Origin of the sequence: Bacillus pretiosus (assembly GCF_051294775.1) — a bacterium.
In the GTDB taxonomy this organism is placed as follows: Bacteria; Bacillota; Bacilli; order Bacillales; family Bacillaceae_G; genus Bacillus_A; species Bacillus_A wiedmannii.
This window is the reverse complement of the sequence record NZ_JBPPHF010000004.1, coordinates 91,856-112,601: the sequence shown is the minus strand read 5'-3', so window position 1 is coordinate 112,601 and position 20,746 is coordinate 91,856. Positions and strand designations below refer to the sequence as shown.

The 20,746-nt window shown below is 36.3% G+C and carries 23 protein-coding genes and 1 riboswitch; of the genes, 9 read left to right on the top strand and 14 right to left on the bottom strand.

Annotated elements, in window-relative coordinates:
• Positions 1–4: 4 nt before the first annotated feature.
• From ACSG5Z_RS20830 to gerQ, 3 genes are all read left to right on the top strand, one after another.
• Positions 5–1,276, top strand: a complete 1,272-nt coding sequence (locus ACSG5Z_RS20830; RefSeq protein ID WP_262748787.1) for a serine hydrolase — start codon at positions 5–7, stop codon at positions 1,274–1,276.
• Positions 1,277–1,451: 175 nt separating this feature from the next.
• Positions 1,452–1,874: a cell wall hydrolase CwlJ gene (gene cwlJ, locus ACSG5Z_RS20825; RefSeq protein WP_000538157.1), complete on the top strand. Its 423-nt coding sequence runs from the start codon at positions 1,452–1,454 to the stop codon at positions 1,872–1,874.
• Positions 1,875–1,901: 27 nt separating this feature from the next.
• Positions 1,902–2,330 (top strand): spore coat protein GerQ, encoded by a 429-nt coding sequence (gerQ, locus tag ACSG5Z_RS20820; RefSeq protein WP_000068635.1) that lies wholly within the window; start codon positions 1,902–1,904, stop codon positions 2,328–2,330.
• Between the two features lie 31 nt (positions 2,331–2,361).
• Here the strand turns inward: gerQ and ACSG5Z_RS20815 are convergent, their stop codons facing one another.
• From ACSG5Z_RS20815 to ACSG5Z_RS20805, 3 genes are all read right to left on the bottom strand, one after another.
• Positions 2,362–2,730: a DUF423 domain-containing protein gene (locus ACSG5Z_RS20815; RefSeq protein WP_000688322.1), complete on the bottom strand. Its 369-nt coding sequence runs from the start codon at positions 2,728–2,730 to the stop codon at positions 2,362–2,364.
• A gap of 65 nt (positions 2,731–2,795) precedes the next feature.
• Entirely contained in the window at positions 2,796–3,083 is a 288-nt protein-coding gene (locus ACSG5Z_RS20810) for a YwdI family protein (RefSeq protein WP_001167358.1), read from the bottom strand.
• Between the two features lie 6 nt (positions 3,084–3,089).
• Positions 3,090–4,082 (bottom strand): potassium channel family protein, encoded by a 993-nt coding sequence (locus ACSG5Z_RS20805; RefSeq protein ID WP_137034927.1) that lies wholly within the window; start codon positions 4,080–4,082, stop codon positions 3,090–3,092.
• Positions 4,083–4,177: 95 nt separating this feature from the next.
• On the opposite strand from ACSG5Z_RS20805, the gene ACSG5Z_RS20800 reads away from it, so the two are divergent.
• From ACSG5Z_RS20800 to ACSG5Z_RS20790, 3 genes are all read left to right on the top strand, one after another.
• Positions 4,178–5,461, top strand: a complete 1,284-nt coding sequence (locus ACSG5Z_RS20800; protein ID WP_046955487.1) for a purine/pyrimidine permease — start codon at positions 4,178–4,180, stop codon at positions 5,459–5,461.
• Between the two features lie 281 nt (positions 5,462–5,742).
• The gene (locus tag ACSG5Z_RS20795; RefSeq protein WP_046958575.1) at positions 5,743–6,564 is read left to right on the top strand and encodes a Cof-type HAD-IIB family hydrolase; all 822 of its coding nucleotides are present in this window, start codon (positions 5,743–5,745) and stop codon (positions 6,562–6,564) included.
• A gap of 209 nt (positions 6,565–6,773) precedes the next feature.
• Positions 6,774–7,067 carry a DUF3817 domain-containing protein gene (locus ACSG5Z_RS20790; protein WP_000953389.1) on the top strand — a complete coding sequence of 98 codons (294 nt, stop codon included), beginning with the start codon at positions 6,774–6,776 and terminating at the stop codon, positions 7,065–7,067.
• Between the two features lie 41 nt (positions 7,068–7,108).
• On the opposite strand, the gene ACSG5Z_RS20785 is transcribed toward ACSG5Z_RS20790, so the two are convergent.
• Genes ACSG5Z_RS20785 through ACSG5Z_RS20765 form a run of 5 tightly spaced genes read right to left on the bottom strand, consistent with a single transcriptional unit; the run spans position 7,109 to position 11,574 of the window.
• Positions 7,109–7,786 carry a uracil-DNA glycosylase gene (locus ACSG5Z_RS20785; protein WP_088065053.1) on the bottom strand — a complete coding sequence of 226 codons (678 nt, stop codon included), beginning with the start codon at positions 7,784–7,786 and terminating at the stop codon, positions 7,109–7,111.
• Positions 7,787–7,805: 19 nt separating this feature from the next.
• Positions 7,806–8,798: a DUF2705 family protein gene (locus ACSG5Z_RS20780; protein WP_048542758.1), complete on the bottom strand. Its 993-nt coding sequence runs from the start codon at positions 8,796–8,798 to the stop codon at positions 7,806–7,808.
• A complete protein-coding gene (locus tag ACSG5Z_RS20775; RefSeq protein ID WP_088608211.1) occupies positions 8,791–9,708 on the bottom strand; it encodes an ABC transporter ATP-binding protein in 918 nt (305 codons plus the stop codon). The genes ACSG5Z_RS20780 and ACSG5Z_RS20775 overlap by 8 nt, the downstream gene beginning before the upstream one ends.
• Positions 9,705–10,586, bottom strand: a complete 882-nt coding sequence (locus tag ACSG5Z_RS20770) for an SGNH/GDSL hydrolase family protein (RefSeq protein ID WP_435712044.1) — start codon at positions 10,584–10,586, stop codon at positions 9,705–9,707. The genes ACSG5Z_RS20775 and ACSG5Z_RS20770 overlap by 4 nt, the downstream gene beginning before the upstream one ends.
• A gap of 10 nt (positions 10,587–10,596) precedes the next feature.
• Positions 10,597–11,574, bottom strand: a complete 978-nt coding sequence (locus tag ACSG5Z_RS20765; RefSeq protein ID WP_435712043.1) for a LacI family DNA-binding transcriptional regulator — start codon at positions 11,572–11,574, stop codon at positions 10,597–10,599.
• A 98-nt stretch (positions 11,575–11,672) separates the two neighbouring features.
• Between ACSG5Z_RS20765 and ACSG5Z_RS20760 the strand changes: the two genes are divergently transcribed.
• Positions 11,673–12,299 carry a YczE/YyaS/YitT family protein gene (locus tag ACSG5Z_RS20760; protein ID WP_088065058.1) on the top strand — a complete coding sequence of 209 codons (627 nt, stop codon included), beginning with the start codon at positions 11,673–11,675 and terminating at the stop codon, positions 12,297–12,299.
• A 30-nt stretch (positions 12,300–12,329) separates the two neighbouring features.
• Here ACSG5Z_RS20760 and ACSG5Z_RS20755 read toward each other — a convergent pair whose 3' ends face one another.
• The 3 genes from ACSG5Z_RS20755 to ACSG5Z_RS20745 all read right to left on the bottom strand — a co-directional run bounded on the left by ACSG5Z_RS20755 (position 12,330) and on the right by ACSG5Z_RS20745 (position 15,954).
• Positions 12,330–13,625 carry a homoserine dehydrogenase gene (locus ACSG5Z_RS20755; RefSeq protein ID WP_060487940.1) on the bottom strand — a complete coding sequence of 432 codons (1,296 nt, stop codon included), beginning with the start codon at positions 13,623–13,625 and terminating at the stop codon, positions 12,330–12,332.
• 141 nt (positions 13,626–13,766) lie between these two features.
• Complete coding sequence (gene metA / locus ACSG5Z_RS20750) at positions 13,767–14,672, bottom strand: homoserine O-acetyltransferase MetA (RefSeq protein ID WP_137011120.1); 906 nt, start codon at positions 14,670–14,672, stop codon at positions 13,767–13,769.
• Complete coding sequence (locus tag ACSG5Z_RS20745; protein WP_000504750.1) at positions 14,656–15,954, bottom strand: bifunctional O-acetylhomoserine aminocarboxypropyltransferase/cysteine synthase; 1,299 nt, start codon at positions 15,952–15,954, stop codon at positions 14,656–14,658. Before ACSG5Z_RS20745 ends, metA begins: the two co-directional genes overlap by 17 nt.
• Before the next feature lie 92 nt (positions 15,955–16,046).
• Positions 16,047–16,151, bottom strand: a riboswitch (SAM riboswitch).
• 314 nt (positions 16,152–16,465) lie between these two features.
• On the opposite strand from ACSG5Z_RS20745, the gene ACSG5Z_RS20740 reads away from it, so the two are divergent.
• Positions 16,466–17,710, top strand: coding sequence for a chloride channel protein (locus ACSG5Z_RS20740; protein ID WP_435712042.1), 1,245 nt, complete (start codon positions 16,466–16,468; stop codon positions 17,708–17,710).
• Positions 17,711–17,737: 27 nt separating this feature from the next.
• Here the strand turns inward: ACSG5Z_RS20740 and ACSG5Z_RS20735 are convergent, their stop codons facing one another.
• Positions 17,738–18,433: a YjjG family noncanonical pyrimidine nucleotidase gene (locus ACSG5Z_RS20735; protein ID WP_048542774.1), complete on the bottom strand. Its 696-nt coding sequence runs from the start codon at positions 18,431–18,433 to the stop codon at positions 17,738–17,740.
• Positions 18,434–18,539: 106 nt separating this feature from the next.
• On the opposite strand from ACSG5Z_RS20735, the gene ACSG5Z_RS20730 reads away from it, so the two are divergent.
• Positions 18,540–19,211, top strand: coding sequence for a transcriptional regulator YeiL (locus ACSG5Z_RS20730; protein ID WP_098145817.1), 672 nt, complete (start codon positions 18,540–18,542; stop codon positions 19,209–19,211).
• Between the two features lie 63 nt (positions 19,212–19,274).
• Here the strand turns inward: ACSG5Z_RS20730 and ACSG5Z_RS20725 are convergent, their stop codons facing one another.
• Positions 19,275–19,901: an FMN-dependent NADH-azoreductase gene (locus ACSG5Z_RS20725; RefSeq protein WP_000246728.1), complete on the bottom strand. Its 627-nt coding sequence runs from the start codon at positions 19,899–19,901 to the stop codon at positions 19,275–19,277.
• A gap of 190 nt (positions 19,902–20,091) precedes the next feature.
• A complete protein-coding gene (locus ACSG5Z_RS20720; protein ID WP_088065061.1) occupies positions 20,092–20,739 on the bottom strand; it encodes a response regulator in 648 nt (215 codons plus the stop codon).
• Between the last annotated feature and the right edge of the window lie 7 nt (positions 20,740–20,746).

The following is a 20,746-nucleotide window of genomic DNA, read 5'->3' as shown; positions in this document are numbered from 1 at the left end:
CTATATAAAGAAAATCTTATCTATTTTACTAGCGCTTTTATTGTCAATTTCTTCCTTAGGAGTAACAACATCCCATGCGGAAGAAAAAATACACATTGAGGCGGCCGCTGCACTTCTATTTGATGCAGATACAGGAAAAATACTGCATGAACAAAATCCAGATGAATTACTAGCTATTGCTAGTATGTCAAAATTAATTGTTGTTTATGCCGTATTAGAAGCAATTAAAGAAGGAAAAATTACTTGGGATACAAAGGTAAACATTTCTGATTATGCTTATGAAGTTTCACGTAATAATGAATTCTCTAACGTTCCATTTGAAAAGGGACGTCAATATACTGTAAGAGAATTATATCATTCTATCGTTATCTTCTCTGCAAACGGATCTAGTATTGCCTTAGCAGAACTTCTTGCAGGAAGTGAGAAGAACTTCTTGAATCTTGCAAATGAACATGCAAAAAAACTAGGGTTAAAGAAATATAAATTTGTAAACGCTACTGGGTTAAATAACGCTGACTTAAAAGGAAAACACCCTGAGGGAACGGATCCGAATGGAGAAAATTCCATGTCAGCTCGCGATATGGGTATGCTTTCAAAAACAATAATTACAAAGTATCCAGAAATGCTAGAGGATACAAAACAAAGATTTAGAAACTTCCCAGATAATCATCCGAAACCAATTCGTATGGAAAACTGGAACTGGATGTTACCAGGTGCCGCTTTCTCTTATGAAGGAACAGATGGTTTAAAAACTGGTAGTTCTGATACTGCTGGATACGGATTCACTATTACAGCAAAACGTGGTGATGTACGTCTTATTTCAGTTATTATTAAAACAAAATCAATGGACGAGCGCTTCACAGAATCTCGTGAATTAATCGAATACGGGTTTAATAACTTCGAAAAACAAAAGTTAAAAGTTGATAAAAATAATACAATCTCTGTAGTAAAAGGGAAAGAAGATCAAGTGACTGTTACACCGGAAAAAGAAATAACAGTAATTGCGAAAAAAGGTAGCAAAGATCCTTATAAAATTGGGACTGAAGTAGATAAATCTCTTGCTGAAGATGGACATTTAGTTGCTCCTATTAAGAAAGATGCCAAAGTAGGCTCAATTACTTTAGAATCAACTGATAAATATGGTTTCTTAGACGGTAGTAAAAGTATGAAAGTTACTGCAAAAACGACAGAAGAAGTTGAAAAGGCAAATTGGTTCGTATTAACAATGCGCTCTATCGGAGATTTCTTCTCAAACTTATGGTCTAAAATATTTTAATGATGGAAAGCTAGCTCACGCTAGCTTTTTTTATTTTCCTCTCTCCATGTAAAACTTCGTTTGGTTGTCATATCTGAGTCCTTTTTCTCATACGTATGAACTAGTAATCGTTACACACTTCATCTAGAAATAAACCTCTTTCCACAAGGTATTCCAAAAAGAGAGGTGACACATAATGGGTGTTATTGCTTATAACGAAGAAGATGTAAAGTTATTAGCTAGACTGATGCGTGCTGAAGCCGAAGGAGAAGGACAACAAGGAATGTTAATGGTCGGAAACGTAGGGGTAAATCGTGTCCGCGGAAATTGTTTAGATTTTAAAAAAATACGTAATTTACGTCAAATGGTTTATCAAAATCCTGGCGGTTTTGAGGCAACGCAAAAAGGGTATTTTTATCAGCGTGCAAGAGAACAAGATATCGCATTAGCAAGGCGAACGATTCAAGGACAACGTTTTTGGCCTGCAAATTTCGCCTTATGGTTTTTTAGACCTGAAGGTCCTTGCCCACCAACTTGGTATGACCAACAAAACTCTGGACGTTTTAAAAAGCACTGCTTCTTCCAACCATCTGCCGGGGATTGCCCTAGCGTATATTAAGGAATGAAAACGAGGAGGGATTTTTGAATGGCACAGCAACAAAACCCGTATTATGGAACAGGTTTTTATCAACCATCTGGAACTTATGCACAACAGCAACAAATGACCCCACAGCAACAGCAACAACAGCAAGCGATGCAACAACAAGCTGCGCAAGCTCAATATGCCGTCTCTCAAGGCATGTTACCATTAGAACAGTCGTATATTGAAAATATTCTTCGCTTGAACAAAGGCAAGCAAGCAACCGTAGTAATGACTTATGAGCGTGGTAGTTCACTCGGTACACAATCTTATACAGGTATTATTGAGGCAGCTGGACGTGATCACATCGTTATTAGTGAACCGCAATCAGGGAAACGTTTTTTACTACTAATGATTTACTTAGATTATGTAGAATTCCCAGAAGAAATTATGTATTTACCTAGTCAACAAGCAACTTATGCTCCAAGACCATAAAAAAAAGCTGGCATATGCCAGCTTTTGTTTTTTATAACCCTTTTACAACTGCAGTTCCGACTAAGATCCATGCCACAATAAACGCTACGCCACCAAGAGGTGTAATTGGGCCAAAGAACTTAATACCTGTCGTACTTAATGCATACAAACTGCCTGAAAACATAATAATTCCAGCTACCATAAGCCAGCCAGCAGTAGTTAAAAGTGATGATTGAATTTTATCCATCAATAAAGCAACTACGAATAGTCCACCGGCATGAAACATTTGATATGTAACGCCTGTTTTCCAAACTTCTAACATTTTTGCAGAAACTTTATTTTCTAAACCGTGTGCTCCAAAAGCCCCTAACGCAACAGATAGCCCTGCCGCAATACAACCTAGTAAAAAGAAAATTTTCATCTTAATTCCCCTTTTTTTACCTTCATCATAAGCAATTTTTTCATATAAGCCAAACGATTTATCTTCTAAAAATCAAATAAAGAATTACCGTTTGCGCCTTCTTCTTTTATATAAACAGGTTCTCCAGAAACCGGCATAACTGGTTGAACTGTCGTCATAGGCTGAGATCCAATTACTTGTGATGGAATCTCAGGTTCTCTATACATAGAAGGCTCAGCTTGTTCATCTAATAATAAATCACATAACGCTCGCACAACTAATAAATGCGCTTTTGATTGTTGCCCTTCACTGCTTTTTGCCTTTGCAATTTCATTCGCCATTTTATTTAAAATCTTATCGCTCGATATTTGCATTCCTTGTCACCTCTTACTTTGTAGTTCTTTCTCAAATTGTCCTAGCTTCTCTACTGAACCAAACACTATTATCATATCATGTTCTCGTAGTTTTTCCTGCCCCGTTGGATTATGTATAACATCCCCATTTCTCAAAATCGCTAAAATTGTTACATCAAATTGATTTCTCACATCACTCTCTAGTAACGATTTACTAGCTAAAATAGAACCTTTGCCGACTGCAATTTCTTCAATTACAAATGACTGTTCCACGCCATATAGTACTGTATCAATATAATGAACTGTTAGCGGATTCGCAATACCTTTTGCAATATGAATTCCTGCCATGCTAGATGGATTAATCACCTTATTTGCCCCAGCACGCTTTAATTTGTCTTCAGTTTCCGGTTTTTCCGCCCTTGCCACAATTTTAATTGCATCGTTTAGCCCTCTTGCCGTTAATGTAATAAATACATTTTCAGCATCATTTGCTACGATAGCAACTAAACCGGCTGCCTTTGAAATTCCCGCATGATGTAACACTTGGTCTTCCGTTGCATCTCCGTGTACATACAAAAGTTTTTCCTTCTCTAATATACTTTCATCTTTATCCACGACGACAAATGGAATTTTCTTTTCTTGCAATTCATGTACAACTTGAAGCCCCACTCTACCACAACCACATACGATAATATGATTTTGTAACTGTGCTATTTGTTTATCCATCTTCTTCCTCCGTACTGCATGAAATAAATTCCCTTCAATAATCATAGCTGCCACTACACCAATTGCATACGTAACAATACCGACTCCAACCGGTATGATAAGAAGCGCAAAAACTTTTCCTGCCTGTGTTACAGGAACGGCATCTCCGTACCCAACAGTTAATACAGTAATCATCGTCATCCAAAATGCTTGAAACAAACTAATCTCTTCAATCGCCATAAATCCTAACGTTCCTAGAATTACAACAAAGGTCATACATATAACTGCTATCCATAATTGCTTCCGTGCATTCATATCGTGTTTCAACTCTTTTCTCTATCTACAATCTTTGCCAGTGGAAATGAAATACATATATACTAGATACGGAATCTATGAAAGAGGTTGATATAATGAAAACATTTCTTTCCGCCTTACAATGGGCGCTATTTATTTTAGCTGGGAGCCTTATTGTACCAATTAGCGTCGCAACTAATTATGGTCTCGATGGCGCTGAAGCTATTGCATTCGTACAAAGAACATTATTTGTTCTTGGCTTTGCCGGCCTACTGCAAGCTATATTTGGGCATAAACTTCCTATTCAAGAAGGTCCTGCAGGCCTTTGGTGGGGCATTTTCTCTCTTTATGCAAGTTTAGGTGTCGTATTATTTGGATCCAGCAACGAAACGCTTAAAGTACTTCAGTACGCCTTCCTATTAAGTGGTATCATTTGTATTATTCTTAGTGTTTTTGGACTCATCGATAAACTAGTGCGCTATTTTACACCGACAGTAATTGGAACATATTTATTTCTTCTCGTCGCGCAACTTAGCGGGTCCTTCTTAAAGGGAATGTTCGGTCTTGACGGACAACATACAGAGGTACAAGCTGACGTATTTATTCTTTCACTCATTGTTATTTTACTATCCTTTTTCATCATGAAGCTACCTATTATTGGACAATATTCCGTTCTTTTCAGTATCGTCTGCGGCTGGATATTATTCGCATGCTTCGGATTATCAAATCCAGTAACGCCTGTGACAGATATAATCCGTTTTCCGTCTCTATTTGTTTTCGGAATGCCTCGTATTGAATGGAACATGGCAATTACGGTAGTTTTCGTTACACTATTACTTCTAACAAATATGTTAGCAAGTATTCGCGTTGTGCAAAGGATTGTCTCTAAGTATGAAAAGAATGCAGCACCAGATCGTTTCAAACAAGCCGGTATTATAACAGGAATAAATCAATTGCTAGGAGGCCTTTTTTCAGCTATTGGACCTGTCGCGATTTCTGGATCAGCAGGATTTATTGCAACGACTAATATTTATAAACGACTCCCATTTATGTTAGGGTCAAGCTTTATTATTTTCGTTAGTATATTCCCAAAGATTACTTCATTCTTTGCGGCGATACCTGTCGCAGTCGGATATGCTGCCATTTACCCTGTATTTGCAAGCATGATTGGCCTTGCCTTTCGCGAATACGAAACAGTACAAGATAAAGAACGGTTATTTAAAGTAGCAGGTCTTTCAATCTTTACAGGAGTCGGAGTTATGTTTGTTCCAGCAGGCGCATTTTCTACACTCCCGCCGTTTCTAGCATCGTTTTTAAGTAACGGTCTTGTTCTTGGATCTGTAATGGCAATTTTGCTCGAAATACTATTTTCTCGTTCTACAGAAAAACAACCATCGTAAATTGGAAAACTTCCATTATTGCACTCTATCTTTAGAGTTGTTACGATAATGATAAAGTGCAACTTTAATCAATGAGAGCTATTCATCTTTACTAATGATTAGCTCTCACCGATCGGGCATTAGCAGTATAAATTATCATGGGCAACGTGCTCGTGATAATTTATACTAAAAATACAGAACTTCTCCTAGCTTCACATAAAGAAGTTCGATGTCTTACTATATATTCCCCAATATCTTCATAAAACTTTATTTCTATTTCAACAAAGAGAGGAATTTTCAATATGACTTATAAAATGATTGTTTTAGACTTAGATGATACTTTATTACGTGACGACCATACCATTTCACCTCGTACGAAAGAGGCTCTAATGACTGCACAAGAGCAAGGTGTAAAAGTTGTACTTGCTTCTGGACGTCCAACGTTTGGTATGCGCAATGTAGCGAAAGAACTTCGTTTAGAAGAATACGGTAGTTTCATTCTATCTTTTAATGGCGCAAAAATTATTAACTGTAAAACAAACGAAGAAATCTTTAGTAGTACGCTATCTCCTGAAATCGTTCACAACCTATTTGAAATTAGTAAAAATGAAGATGTATGGATTCATACTTACATTGGCGATGATATCGTAACGGAAGAAAATAATCCTTATACTGAAATTGAGGGCGATATTACTGGTATGCCAATTGTTGTAGTAGATGACTTTAAAGCTGCTATTAAAGAGCCTGTAGTAAAAGTATTAATGAATAAAGAAGCTGAACGCCTTGTTGTAGTAGAAAAGAAACTACAAAAACAATTAGAAGGTCAATTAAGCGTTATGCGTTCGAAACCATTCTTCTTAGAATTTACTGAAGCTGGTGTTACAAAAGGAACGAGCTTAAACCAATTAATTCAAAAGCTAGGCATTAAGCGTGAAGAAGTTATCGCAATGGGCGATAGCTATAACGACCAGGCAATGATCGAATTCGCCGGTCTTGGTGTTGCAATGGGCAATGCACCAGATGATATTAAAGAAATTGCAAACTACGTAACAGATACAAATATGAACGATGGTGTTGCAAAAGTTGTAGAGAAATTTGTATTAAAAAGAGAAGCGCTCGTTTAATATTTTCACCCATAAAACCTATTTGAAGTCAAACACTTCAAATAGGTTTTTATTTAAATTCTCATGTTTTTGTGACTATATTTTGAACTTTGCACTATTCTCGTAGTGTAAACTTTCTTTTTGTATATAATGAAACAAAATAGACTATTTTATTTTGAAAAAGAATACAAATTTACTATAAACAAGCATACGTTAAAGGAGGCTACTTTATGTTATCTACACCAATCGGACGATTAAGAGCAATCGGCTTAATTGAGGGGATTTCTTTCCTATTACTATTATTTGTAGCAATGCCATTAAAATATTTTGCAGGATTTGCAACAGCCGTTAAAATTACAGGTATGGCTCATGGTGTTTTATTTATTCTATTTATCTTTGCGGTAATTCAAGTAACAATCGTACACCGCAAATCAATTGCATGGGCACTTGGGGCATTTGTTTCATCAGTTATCCCATTCGGTACTTTTGTACTAGATGCAAAATTAAAGAACGAACAACAATAATAACAAAAAGGTAGTTAACGACTGTTAACTACCTTTTTTATTTACAAATTTGGAATTTCCCAATCAATTTCTCTCTCGCCCATATTAGCTAAAATCGTATTTACTTTAGAGTATGGCTTACTACCAAAGAAACCACGTCTTGCCGATAATGGGCTCGGATGTACAGACTCGATAATATGATGCTTCGTATTCGTAATTAACTTTTTCTTCGCCTGTGCATGACGTCCCCACAATATGAAAATAACCGGTTTTTCACGTTCATTTAATAGCTCAATTACACGATCTGTGAAATACTCCCAACCTTTTCCCTTATGAGAATTGGCTTCACCTTGTCGAACTGTTAATACCGTATTTAATAATAAAACCCCTTGCTCTGCCCACTTTACTAAATAACCGTTATTCGGGATTTCATAACCATATTCATCTCGAAGTTCTTTATACATATTTAGCAATGACGGTGGCGTTTTAATGCCGGGCTGTACTGAAAAGCTTAAACCATGTGCTTGATCCGGTCCATGATATGGATCTTGCCCTAAAATAACGACCTTTGTATTTTCATAACTTGTATACTCTAGAGCGCTAAAAATATCTTCTACCCTTGGATAAACAACATGTGTACTGTACTCTTCTTTCAAAAAATCAGCCAGCTTACGATAATATTCTTTCTCAAATTCTGGTGCCAATAATGGCTCCCAATCATTTTTTAAAACATTTTTCATGCTTTCACTTCCCGTCCAATTAATTCACCATATCCTGTTTTGTAAATACTACAAACGAAATAATAAGGGATACAACTGCCCAAACCGTTAAATTCATTAAAGAGAACCCCATCGATAAGCCTTGTAATGCAGGTAATTTTCCTGATAGATAATCTGTTAATGATAAATTCACACTAAAAATATATTTCGCACCCTCCCAAGATGTTGCAAACGAGCTTAAAATGCCACCTGCGATTAATGCGGCTAACATAACACCCATACCGGCTGGTGTATTTCGAATTAAAACAGAAACCATAAATGATATAGTTCCGACAACGATAGCAACAAACCAAGCTAACCCATACGCCATCAAGACGTATTGCCACTGCGGAATAAGATGTACAAAATTCGTATTTAACGTTTCCTTATCAATAACAAACCCAGTTAAAACAGGCAAATTCCATCCCGAGTATCCAAATACAAGCCCAGATAATATGTAAGCAAACAAACCTACAAGAAGCAGTATGAGTGAAATGAAAAATAACATCGTCACGTACTTACTAAGAAGTATTTTCCAGCGCCGAATCGGCCGTGTAAGTAGCATCTTCATCGTTCCATCACTTCGCTCTCCTGAAACAATATCGATAGCGACAATCATTACGAGAAGCGGAATAAACAATGTAATTCCTTGCTCAATAAACGCCCTTACAAAAGTGGGTGCGCCCGGTGCCATCGGGTTAATATCATGATCTAAATAATATTGTTGCTGCTCCACTCTTACCTTTAGCCAATCACGCCATTCTTCTGGTAGTCTAGAATTGTTCAAGCGGTTTTGAGAATCAACAATTTGTTGTTGTAATGAAACTTTCCAATCCGTCGTACCGAGCCTTTTTTGTGTCGTTTCTACTTCACGATACTGCGCATACACGAAAAGTGGGATCAAGATTGCTAAAATAAGCATGACAACAAAAATACGTTTCTTACGATAAATTTTTTCCGATTCATTTAAGACTAGATTCGCAAATTCACGCATGCTGCTCACCCCTTGTGAGTTCAATAAATAAATCTTCTAGCGTAAATACAAGCTCCTTAACGCTATGTACATCTATCCCGTTTTCTACAAAATGTTTATTCCAATTACTTATAGATGCGATATTCATGCGGCATAGTAATCGATCACCTTCTATACTCACTTCTCTTACTTCCTCAGCATCTTCTAGCATATTTTTCGCCTTAGAAATCGGTGTAACAATCCATTCTACACGATCACTTGCTGTTTTAATTAACTCTTCAACCTTGGCAACTGTTATCATCTTTCCTTTATGAATAATAGCAACGCGATCACATATCATTTGCACTTCACTTAGCAAATGACTTGAAATAAACACACTCATATTTTCTTCTTTCACAAGCTTATGTATAAATTCCCTAAGTTCTCTAATCCCAGCTGGGTCTAAACCATTTGTTGGCTCATCTAATATGAGCAATTTTGGATTTCCAAGAAGCGCTTGCGCAATACCAAGACGCTGTTTCATACCGAGTGAGTATGTTTTTACCTTATCGTGAATTCTTTCATCTAAATGAACCATTTGAGCAATTTCAATAATACGTTCATCTGATATACCACCTAACATACGGGCAAATTGTTTTAAATTTTCCCATCCCGTTAAATAGGTATACAGTTCTGGGTTTTCAACGATACTCCCAATTTGACGCATCGCTTCTCTGAAATTTTCCTTAATAGAATAACCGCCGATAGAAATCGTGCCTTCTGTTTCTTTAATCAATCCAACTAACATTCGAATTGTAGTTGTTTTTCCGGCACCATTCGGCCCTAGGAAGCCGAACACTTCCCCTTGTTTTACATCGAAGGAAATATTCTCTACAATTGTCTTCTTTCCAATTACCTTCTTCACGTCACGTACGGAAAGTATCGTCGTCATTTTACCCCTCCTTGTTCTAGTTTTAATTTACTCGCAACATTTTGAACTAATCGGTCCGCCATATATGTATATCCTATTTCATTCGGATGGAAATGGTCGGAGTATAATAAATCTTTCCCACGGTTTTGGAATAAATCAAATGTCGGTGTAATATACACATTTTTATTATTTATCGCTAATTTTTCTAAAGATGCATTCCAGTCTACAACGATGTTTGAAGAACCTTTTAAATCTTCTACATCTTCAAAAGGATTGTATAAACCAAGCCAAAAAATAGGGCTATCTGTATTTAACTTACGAATTTCTTCTATTATTTTCTTTGCTTCATTTTGGAACGTCACTGTATCAGGACGGTATGTTTCTAAATCTATCTTTTCAAGCGATTCCCAACCTGGAAATAAATCATTTCCTCCAATTGTTAAAACGATTACATCTGCTTGCTTAATTGAATATTGAGCGCCACTACTCTCAATTTGTTTTAATAGGTCGGGCATTTTTGCACCACTAACAGCTAAGTTTGTTAATGCAATCTTTTGCTTATAATCTTTTTGTAAATCTTCTTTCATCCGTCCAACATAGCCAATTCCTTCTTTATCACCAACACCGCGTGTTAATGAATCACCTAAACTAACGATTTGTAACGTTCCCGTTTTCTTTTTCTCTTTTGCCACTACATCGGTCTTTTTAATTAAATTTGAAGCTTTCGGATTTAATACATCATTTACACCTGAAACAAAGCCATATGCAAATAAACAGAAAGATGCAATTGTAATGAGTAGAATTACTTTTACTACTTTTGATCTCATATCAAAACCCCTTTTAGCCCTCATAGATTGTCCATAATTATACCAAACGCAATTTTGAAAAGCGATTTTCAAACCTTATCTATTATGTTGTTTCCCTATGTACTAATTCTGGCAATAACTCTACGTGCCTTATATCGATTTGCTCATCATTAATCTTTTCATATAATAATTCAAATGCCTTCACACCAACATTTTTACTACAATACGAAATCGTCGTAATGCCTAAAATATCTGCCACATCTTGATCATCACAACCGATAATCGTAATATCTTCCGGAATACGAATGCCTTGTTTTTTCGCTTCCGTTACCATCCCCGCGGCAATATGGTTGCAAGATACAAGAAACGCTGTTGGTTTTACTGACATACGTGTCCATTCCCTAATCACATTACGCCCATCTTCCACTGTAAAACAGCCTTTAAACTTCCAAGCCTCTATCGGTGTTACAGCAATCTGTTGAAGCGAATCTTCAAATGCTTGTTTTCTTCTCTGACTATTAATGCTATTACTTCTTCCAATGCAATACCCAATACTTGTATGGCCCGCATCTATTAAGCTTTTCATTCCGCGCGAAAACACTTTATAGTAATCAAGATGCACACTCGAAATGAAATTCGAGTCGATTTCTTCGCACATAACAATAGGGCCGAATTTCGTATATTCTTCAAGCTTTTCCTTACTATTCGCTCGCGAACATATAATAACCCCATCAAGTTTTTTCATTTTTAACATATTTAAAATTTCTAATTCCCTTTCCTCACTATAATTCGTCTGACAAAGCATCATATTATAATTATTCTTTGCTGTTTCCTTTGATATTCCCTCGATAATAGCGCTATAATATTGATCATTTACGTGCGGTAATAAAACGCCAATTACATTCGTTTTTCCTTTCACTAAATGAATTGCATTCACATTTTGCGTATAATTTAATTCTTCTATAATTGCTAAAATTTCTTTTCGTTTCTGTTCATTCACATATGGATGATTATTTAGTACACGTGAAACAGTTGAAACAGATACCCCAGCAAGCTCAGCAATCTTCCTTATATTCGTCATCTCATTTTCCCCTTCCCTGCAAAAATTCTCCCTTGACCTGGTAAGCTTTCCATAATATATCCTTTCCTAGCAAATACATTTTGAAAGGATATACAACTATGCTTCGATTCAAATTAGAATATATATTTTTCATTGGCGGTCTACTCACTCTCGCCATCGGTATTAATATGATGACGACAATTACTTCCTTTGGACTTAGCCCTTATGATTCCTTCTTTATTGCACTATATCAAAATTTCGGGATAAGTATCGGTTTTTGGATTTTCATGATTAACTTTGCATTTACTCTTATCGTACTCTTTTGGAATAAAAAACAAATAACAATTGGTACAATTGTAACGATGGTTCTTATTTCTCTTTTTGTTGATTGGATTGGTTCCATTCCAACTATTATGGACGCTATCCGTTCTCTTCCAAAATATATAACACTTATTTGCGGAAATCTATTCGTTGGAGCTGGGATTGGTCTTTACGTCTCTACAAACCTTTGCGCAGCACCTCAAGAAGCTTTCGTTTTAACGGTTGCTGAAAAAAAGAAATGGACATTTAGAAGAACAGAAATTTCGTTAGCGTTTTTATTTTTAACATTAAGCTTCCTATTAGATGGACCTATCTATTTTGGAACAATCATCTTATCCTTTACAACAGGCTGGATTATCCAAGCATTTATTCAAATTGGTACGAAGATTTTAAATAGAAAAGAGCCTATTAAGCAAGCTGCTTAACAGGCTCTTTCTGTTTTATGAGAAGAGATACTACTTAGCATCCCCTTCAATTCGATAGTTTGCTTTCAAACAATCTATTTCTTCATACCCTTGCAACGTATGTAGAATATAATCATAATCAGCAAGAGACGCACGATGCGTCACAATTACAATTTCAGCCTTCCCTTTCTCTTCAAGCGGCATTTGAATAATCTTTTCAAAGCTAACGCCACGCTCAGAGAATAATGAAGTAATTTTTGCAAATACACCAATTTCATCTTTTACATGAAGTCTTAAAAATTTCTTCACAACAATTTCGTCTCGCTCTTTTAATACTTTTTTATACTGCGGGGATACCGCACTATTTCCGTTTACACCTAATCTAATATTTTGCATTACAGCTACTAAATCTGAAACAACAGCTGTTGCTGTCGGTAAACTCCCTGCACCTGGTCCATAAAACATCGTTTCTCCGACCGCTTCACCATACACATATACAGCGTTATATTCGTTTTGTACGGCCGCAAGAGGATGTGTATTTGGAAGTAGTGTCGGTTCAACCGTCACCTCTAATTTTTCACCATCTCGCTTCGCAAGACCGATTAATTTAATCGTGTATCCTAAACTCTTACTGTATTCAATATCTTCTTCTGTAATAGAAGTAATCCCTTTTACCTTCACATCTCCAAGCTCTACATTTGTAGAAAAACCAAGGGTAGCCAAAATCGTCATTTTTCTCGCTGCATCTAAACCTTCCACATCTGATGTTGGATCTGCTTCTGCAAATCCAAGTTGTTGGGCTTCTTTTAACACGTCGTTATATGCTCTCCCTTCATCTGACATTTTCGTCAAAATAAAATTTGTCGTTCCATTTACAATTCCCATTACTTTCGTAATAAGATCTGAAGAAAGTCCTTCTACGATACTTCGTAAAATCGGAATCCCTCCGGCTACACTTGCTTCATAAAACAAATCTGCTTTATTATCTTTTGCTACCGCTAAGAGTTCCGCCCCATGTAACGCCATTAAATCTTTATTGGCAGTCACAACATGCTTCCCGCTCTGTAAGGCTTGCAAAATATATGCTTTTGCATCATCAATGCCACCCATCACTTCGATAACAACGTCAATATTTGGATTATCTAAAATTTCATTTGCATCTTGTGTTAATAGAGTAGAAGGTACCTCTACTTCTCTCTCTTTTTCAATATTTTGTACTAGTACTTTCGTTACTTTTACAGGACAACCTACTTGGTGGATAAGTCGCTCTTGATGATCTGTAATGATACGAACTACACCGCTACCAACTGTCCCAAGACCTAATAAACCAACTTGAATTTCTTTCATAATACTGTCCACCCCTCAAAAATTGTGTTTAGATGAAATTATATGAGTAAAAAATCTGAAAAACAATGTTTTTTGAACATTCGGAAAAATATAAGTTAATCTTTACAAAGAAAACGTTGCCACGTGTTACACAATCTTTTTTTATAATACATAAGGGGTTTCTTGATACACGTAATAATTCAGCCAATTAGAGAATAATAGATTCCCATGGCTTCTCCACCTTACAATTGGTTTCTCATCTGGATTATTATGCTTAAAATAATTTTTCGGCACATCAATATTTAACCCTTTTTGGCGGTCCCGTTCGTATTCTTGCTTTAACGTATCACAACTATATTCACTATGCCCGAGCGCAAACACTTGCCTTCCTTCTTGCCCAATGACAAGGTGAACACCCGCTTCCTCAGAATTTGCTAATAATGTTAAGTCTGTCACCTCTCTAATATCACTCTCTCGTACTTCTGTATGACGAGAATGCGGGGCAAAAAACAATTCATCAAACCCTTGTAACAATTTCACATGTTGCTCACGAACTTCATGTTCAAATACACCGAACATTTTTTCCTTAAGAGGATACTTTGGAACACCATAATGATGATACAAGCCAGCCTGTGCCCCCCAACAAATATGAAGCGTAGATGTTACATTCTTTTTTGAATACTCCATAATACGTTTAAGCTCTTCCCAATAATCTACCTCTTCAAAAGAAAGAGTTTCAACTGGTGCTCCTGTAATAATAAGTCCATCAAATTTCTCATTCTCAATATCACGAAATGTTTTATAGAAACTCGTTAAATGGTCCTGCGCTACATTGCGAGACAAATGTGATTCCATATGAAGTAAGTGAACATCTAATTGCAACGGTGTGTTGCCAATTAAACGAAGTAATTGCGCTTCTGTTTCTTGCTTTGTAGGCATTAAATTTAAGATAGCAATTTTCAATGCCCGGATATCTTGTGTTTCTGCTCGCTCCTTCGTCATTACAAAAATATTTTCCTTCTGCAACACTTTGCGAGCTGGTAAATCTCTATCAATTATGATCGGCATGTTCTTTGCCTCCGACTAGCGCTGCTTCTAAATCTGCAATAATATCAGAAACATCTTCTATACCAACCGATAAACGAATTAAATCTGATGTAACGCCAGCTAGACGCTGATCTTCAGCACTTAATTGTCTATGCGTTGTGCTAGCAGGATGTATAACACAAGTTCGTGCATCCGCTACATGCGTTACGAGAGTTGCTAGTTTTACATTTGCGATAAATTCTTTCGCTGCTTCTAATCCGCCCTTAATACCGAATGTTAAAACACCACTAGCACCTTTTTTCAAATACGTTTGTGCTAACGAGTAATTTTCATTACTATCTAATCCCGGATAATTCACCCATTCAATACGTTCATGGTTAGCAAGCCACTTAGCAACTGCGAGAGCATTTTCACTATGACGCTCCATTCTTAAATGTAGCGTTTCTAAGCCGATATTGCTAATATACGCATTGAATGGGCTCATACAGTTTCCATAGTCTCTTAATAATTGAACACGTGCCTTCACAATATACGCTGCTGCACCAAAATTTTGAACGTAACTTACGCCGTGATAACTTGGATCCGGTTCAACAAGTTCAGGATATTTCCCATTTGTCCAATCAAAGTTCCCCCCGTCAATGACAATGCCGCCTAAAGAGCTTGCATGACCATCAATATATTTCGTCGTAGAATGAACGATAATATTTGCTCCGTGCTCAAATGCTTGGCATAAATAAGGAGTTGCTAATGTATTATCCACGATAAAAGGTACTTCTAACTCTTTCGCTGCATCTGAAAATTCTTTGAAATTTAAAACGTTCATCGCTGGATTTCCTAACGACTCTGCATAAACAAGTTTCGTCTTATCATTAGCAAGGGCCACAATTTCATCAGCACTTAAATTCGGATTAAAGAACGTAACGTCAATACCAAGCTTACGCAAACTCACTCCAAATAAATTAAACGTTCCGCCATAAACTGTGGAAGAACAAAGCAAGTGGTCTCCGCTACTACAAATATTTAAAACAGCAAGCATAATAGCAGCCTGCCCAGAAGCCGTTGCAACAGCTCCTACACCACCCTCTAAATCCGCTAACTTTTGCTCAAATGCAGCTAAAGTAGGATTTCCAATACGCGTATATATATATCCTTCTGCCTCTAAATTAAATAGCGCTGCTAAATCATCTGAAGTATCGTATTTATACGTTGTACTTTGATAAAGTGGCAAAACACGCGGTTCACCATTCTTTGGTGTATAGCCACCTTGCACACAAATTGTTCCTTTTCCCCATGATTCTCCCATCTCTCATTCTCCTTTCTTTTATACAAAATAAAAAACTGCTCCTTTCCTGAAAACAAGAAAGGAGCAGTTTGAAAACACGCTCTAAAGGCTCTTTCTTATCTTTCAGGATTATTACCTGCAGGATTTGGCACAATTCCGTTATACGGCTGTTGCCAAGGTTTCATCGGGCCTGTCCCTCCACCTTTTCTTGATAAGACTATGCAATTACCGTTGATTTTATAGCAATAATTTCCTAATGTCAATCAGTTTTTCTGAATGTTCTAAATTAAATACAAAGAATTTGACATGCATAACAAAAGAAATATATTCCATATCCATTTGAAAAAGACCTTTTAAAACCCACGATTACTATATAAAATTAAGTAAGTAGTTTAACTGTATACATTTCAAATTCTCACGAGACCTCAATATATTGAATAAGCCCACCTCTCAAAAAGATACTATACATATTCCTTTCACAGTAGCATATTTAATCCTTTCGACATTAAAACTTACATAACGGAGGTATAACATGACAAACACAAAGGACATGCACTATATACTCGTCCTATACGGCATTCTTTTAGGCTCTATAGTAGGAGTTACAGTCTGGCTATTTTTAGTTACAATAAATATCGGCATTCACTTTATTTGGGGATACTTACCTACTATTTTCTCTTCTCCCCCGTATTACACTATTTGTGTAACAACTATCGGTGGTATTCTCGTTGGTTTAACCCAAAAATACTTCGGCATATATCCACGTCTTATGCCGGAAGTGATGGGTGAATATAAAAAAACTGGTAGAATTGAATACCGTTTTGTACATAAAGCTACTTTAACTGCGATTATCGTTTTAATATTTGGAGCTAGCTTAGGTCCCGAAGCAGCACTTGTTGGAATTATCGGTGGACTTTGTACATGGGTAGGGGATCGCTTTACATTTGCCTTAAAAGGAATGAATGAACTAACAGAGGTTGGAATTGGCGCTACTTTAAGTGTAATTTTTAACGCGCCATTATTCGGTTATTTAGCTCCAAATGAAAATGAGGGTGAGCAAATTAACGAATTTTCTAAAGGAAAAAAAGCAATTGTATATTTAGCTACCACTTTCGCTGGCTTTTCCGTTTATTTATTACTTAGTAAATTCGATAATCGCGGATCCTTTATCGTTGATTTTGGGGAAGGTTCCCTTTCTCTTAATGAATGGATCGCCTTTCTACCACTTGCTAGTATTGGTGCTATAGTTGGTTTCTTTTATTTCAAATTTGAATTCACATTAGAGAAATTAATCCATCCCTTCAGGGAATACAAACTATCACTTGGTATTATCGGTGGTATTTTATTAGGAATTACAGGAACTTTTCTCCCGTACACGTTATTCTCAGGAGAACACCAATTAAAAGATTTAGTCGTTGAATGGAGTCACTTGTCCTTCTGGGTATTACTTCTTTCAGGTGTTTTAAAATTATGTATTACTGCCGTTTGTTTAAATGCAGGCTGGCGCGGTGGACATATTTTCCCAATTATATTTGCTGGATCTAGTATCGGATATGCTATAGCTTCCATTATCCCGATAGATCCAATCGCTTCGGTAGCCATCGTCACGACAGCAATTTCAAGCTATGCATTAAGAAAACCAATTGCTATAACATTACTATTACTCATGTTTTTCCCGCTCAATTTACTATTACCGATGCTTGGAGCGGCAGCGATTGGTAATGCATTTCCACTTCCTAAAAATAACGAACTGCAAACGAATAAAAATAGGCAGTAGGGACAAAAGTTCCACTGCCTATTTTTATTACACACGTTGCTTCAATAACGCGTATAACTCTTCAAAATTTTGTACTTCATATGTTGGCACAATCTCGCTATTATTTGATTTCTTTTCTGGATTAAACCAACAAGTATCAATTCCCGCTACATATCCACCTTTCATATCAGCACTTAACGAATCCCCAATAATGAGCCCTTCTTCAGGGGAAAAATTAGGAATTCGTTCAAAAACATAATCAAAATACTCTTTCATCGGCTTTTGGAATCCCGTATCTTCAGAAACGAAAATATCTTTAAACAAGGCATGTAATCCTGCATTACGTAAACGTTTATCTTGCGTCTTAGAAATACCGTTTGTCACTATATATAAATCGTACTCACTTTGAATTTGACTTATAAATTCAAACGCACCTTGCATAAGTTGGTCTCCTTCTTCTAAGTAGCTACGATAATTATTTTCGAATAATACTCCATCTACTTCTTCCCCGTACTCTTTAAACAAAATTGAAAACCGCGTATTTACAACTTCATCACGGTTCATTTCACCTTCCTCAAAAGCATCCCAAAGACTTTTATTAATTTTTTTATAGTGCCCTTCAACCTCGCTAGTTAGAGGAATCCCTTTCTCTTCAAACAACATACGTAACGCCATTTTCTCCGCCTTCTGAAAATCTAACAATGTATCATCTACATCAAATAGCAATGTTTTATATTTTTTCATAAGCCCTTCACACTCTCTTTTCTACAAAAACAAATTTACGTAAATCGTATCATTCCTTCTTGTAAACATAATAGGAGATATCTCATACTAAACATGAGGTGAAAATATGAAAGTCAGCAAAAATAGCGAAGAAATCTCTCATTACATGCAAACTTACAACGTCCATACTCTTTTTTCTTTTAATGTCTTACCGTATGCTGAACTACATTCCTTTCAAAAGAGAGAAAGGATATGTAATGAAGGCGTTGATGTTCCTTATCTTTATTACTTAATTTCCGGAAAAGCGAAAATATATATGAGTCACAAAAACGGGAAGGTCTCCTTAATTAACTTTATTCAAGCACCTTCGTTCATTGGAGAATTAGGGTTAATTGGCGTTGAATCCGTTACGAAAACGGTGGAAGTGATTGAAGATTGTATGTGCTTAGCGCTCCCTCTTAAAGATTGTCAGCATCTTTTATTGCAAGATGCTATCTTTCTACAGAAACTATGTAAATTTATCGGCGAAAAAACAATTAGTCGAACAGAAAGTTACGCCAAAAACAATAGTTATCCGTTCGAAAATCGATTAGCCGCGTTTATTCTATTAACAGAACAAAATAACAGTTATACAGAAAAACATACCGAGGCTTCGGAATACTTAAATGTCAGCTACCGCCATCTTTTATACGTATTAAACCAGTTTTGCCAGCAAAATTACTTAAAAAAAGACGGAAGAACCTATTACATACAAGATCGAATTCAACTAGAAAAACTGGCTGATGAACTTAAAATATAAAAAAAGTAGCATTAACGTTTACCTGTTAATGCTACTTTTTTCGAGTGACGATTCTATTTTCAATTAAAATTTACTTGCCACTTTAGCTGCTTCTTCAAGACCAGCTGTAATGATTTCTTCTGCTTTATCTGGGAATTGGTTATGTCCTTCAATAACTACTGTTTCCATATTTGTTGCACCGAAGAAGCCCATCATGCTTGCTACATATTTAACAGCCATTTCTACTTCAGTTGCTGGACCTTCAGAATATACGCCGCCGCGCGCGTTTAATAATGCAATCTTCTTATCTCCAATTAGACCAACTGGACCTTCTGGCGTATATTTAAACGTTTTGCCAGCTCGGTTTAAATAATCAATATATGTGTGTAGCACTGCTGGAATCGTTAAGTTCCATAATGGGAAACCGAAAACGACTTTATCAGCTTCTAAAAATTGATTTAAATACTTATCAGCAACTGCTACTGCTTTTGCTTCCTCTTCAGTTAAATCAAATCCTTTACCTGCTTTGAATGTACCATTAATCATATCTACGCCTACATATGGTAATTCTTCTTTATATAAATCAAGTTCTACTACTGTATCATTTGGATGTGCTTCTTTATAGTTTGCTAAAAATGCCTCGTATAATTTCACACTAACTGCTTGTTCCGCTGGGCGGTTGTTTGCTTTTACAAATAAAACTGTTGCCATTGTTTTTCCTCCTAGTACTCACTCTTCTGTTGTTATATGCTTTCAAAAAAGGTATCCCTTGTAATTGTTGTTTTGTTGCTTACAAACATATTTTATCTTTATATCAAGACAATTTCGTCCTCACATAGACGTATTTTCCCATAAAAAAAGTCCACCTTCTAAAGGCGAACTAGGTCTTACGACTTTTGTCTTATACAATTCCATTTTTCACTGCATATAATGCTGCTTGCGTGCGATCAGATAAATTCAACTTACTCAAAATACTACTTACATGAGCTTTTACCGTTTTTTCTGTAATAACTAAAACAGAAGCGACCTCTTTATTACTCATTCCTTTCGCTAATAGCTGCAACACTTCATTTTCTCTCGCCGTTAGCACATCCACTTGAATAGAAGGTTCTTCTTCCTTTTCTTCCACAGGTAATGTTTGAGAGAGAAGAGTATTTGCTATATCTGGATGTAATTGAATATTACCTTTATATGCGCTTCGAATAGCTTCAACAAGCTGATCGGGTTCTACATCTTTTAAAATATACCCACTTGCCCCCGCCCTTAACGCTGGTAAAACATGCGCCTGATCAGAAAAGCTAGTTAATACAATTACTTTCACATTTGGATATTCTTTTTTGATGCACGCCGTCGCCTCGACACCATCCATTTCGGGCATATATAAATCCATTAATACAACATCAGGATTCGTCTCCCCTACTTTCACTAACGCTTCTTTCCCATTATTTGCTTCTCCAACTAACGCTAAATCTTCCTGTGTACTTAAGAAAAATGCTAATCCTTTTAAAACAACTGTATGATCATCAACTAACAATACTTTTATTTTCACAAACTTC

Coding starts and splice junctions, on each gene's coding strand:
- metA (WP_137011120.1), bottom strand. CDS start 14,672: ATGCCGATCATAATTGATAGAGATTTACCAGCTCGCAAAGTGTTGCAG.
- gerQ (WP_000068635.1), top strand. CDS start 1,902: ATGGCACAGCAACAAAACCCGTATTATGGAACAGGTTTTTATCAACCA.
- ACSG5Z_RS20765 (WP_435712043.1), bottom strand. CDS start 11,574: ATGACGAATATAAGGAAGATTGCTGAGCTTGCTGGGGTATCTGTTTCA.
- ACSG5Z_RS20785 (WP_088065053.1), bottom strand. CDS start 7,786: ATGAAAAATGTTTTAAAAAATGATTGGGAGCCATTATTGGCACCAGAA.
- ACSG5Z_RS20745 (WP_000504750.1), bottom strand. CDS start 15,954: ATGGGAGAATCATGGGGAAAAGGAACAATTTGTGTGCAAGGTGGCTAT.
- ACSG5Z_RS20810 (WP_001167358.1), bottom strand. CDS start 3,083: ATGCAAATATCGAGCGATAAGATTTTAAATAAAATGGCGAATGAAATT.
- ACSG5Z_RS20775 (WP_088608211.1), bottom strand. CDS start 9,708: ATGACGACGATACTTTCCGTACGTGACGTGAAGAAGGTAATTGGAAAG.
- cwlJ (WP_000538157.1), top strand. CDS start 1,452: ATGGGTGTTATTGCTTATAACGAAGAAGATGTAAAGTTATTAGCTAGA.
- ACSG5Z_RS20725 (WP_000246728.1), bottom strand. CDS start 19,901: ATGGCAACAGTTTTATTTGTAAAAGCAAACAACCGCCCAGCGGAACAA.
- ACSG5Z_RS20730 (WP_098145817.1), top strand. CDS start 18,540: ATGAAAGTCAGCAAAAATAGCGAAGAAATCTCTCATTACATGCAAACT.
- ACSG5Z_RS20790 (WP_000953389.1), top strand. CDS start 6,774: ATGTTATCTACACCAATCGGACGATTAAGAGCAATCGGCTTAATTGAG.
- ACSG5Z_RS20780 (WP_048542758.1), bottom strand. CDS start 8,798: ATGCGTGAATTTGCGAATCTAGTCTTAAATGAATCGGAAAAAATTTAT.
- ACSG5Z_RS20800 (WP_046955487.1), top strand. CDS start 4,178: ATGAAAACATTTCTTTCCGCCTTACAATGGGCGCTATTTATTTTAGCT.
- ACSG5Z_RS20735 (WP_048542774.1), bottom strand. CDS start 18,433: ATGAAAAAATATAAAACATTGCTATTTGATGTAGATGATACATTGTTA.
- ACSG5Z_RS20815 (WP_000688322.1), bottom strand. CDS start 2,730: ATGAAAATTTTCTTTTTACTAGGTTGTATTGCGGCAGGGCTATCTGTT.
- ACSG5Z_RS20795 (WP_046958575.1), top strand. CDS start 5,743: ATGACTTATAAAATGATTGTTTTAGACTTAGATGATACTTTATTACGT.
- ACSG5Z_RS20755 (WP_060487940.1), bottom strand. CDS start 13,625: ATGAAAGAAATTCAAGTTGGTTTATTAGGTCTTGGGACAGTTGGTAGC.
- ACSG5Z_RS20805 (WP_137034927.1), bottom strand. CDS start 4,082: ATGAATGCACGGAAGCAATTATGGATAGCAGTTATATGTATGACCTTT.
- ACSG5Z_RS20760 (WP_088065058.1), top strand. CDS start 11,673: ATGCTTCGATTCAAATTAGAATATATATTTTTCATTGGCGGTCTACTC.
- ACSG5Z_RS20740 (WP_435712042.1), top strand. CDS start 16,466: ATGACAAACACAAAGGACATGCACTATATACTCGTCCTATACGGCATT.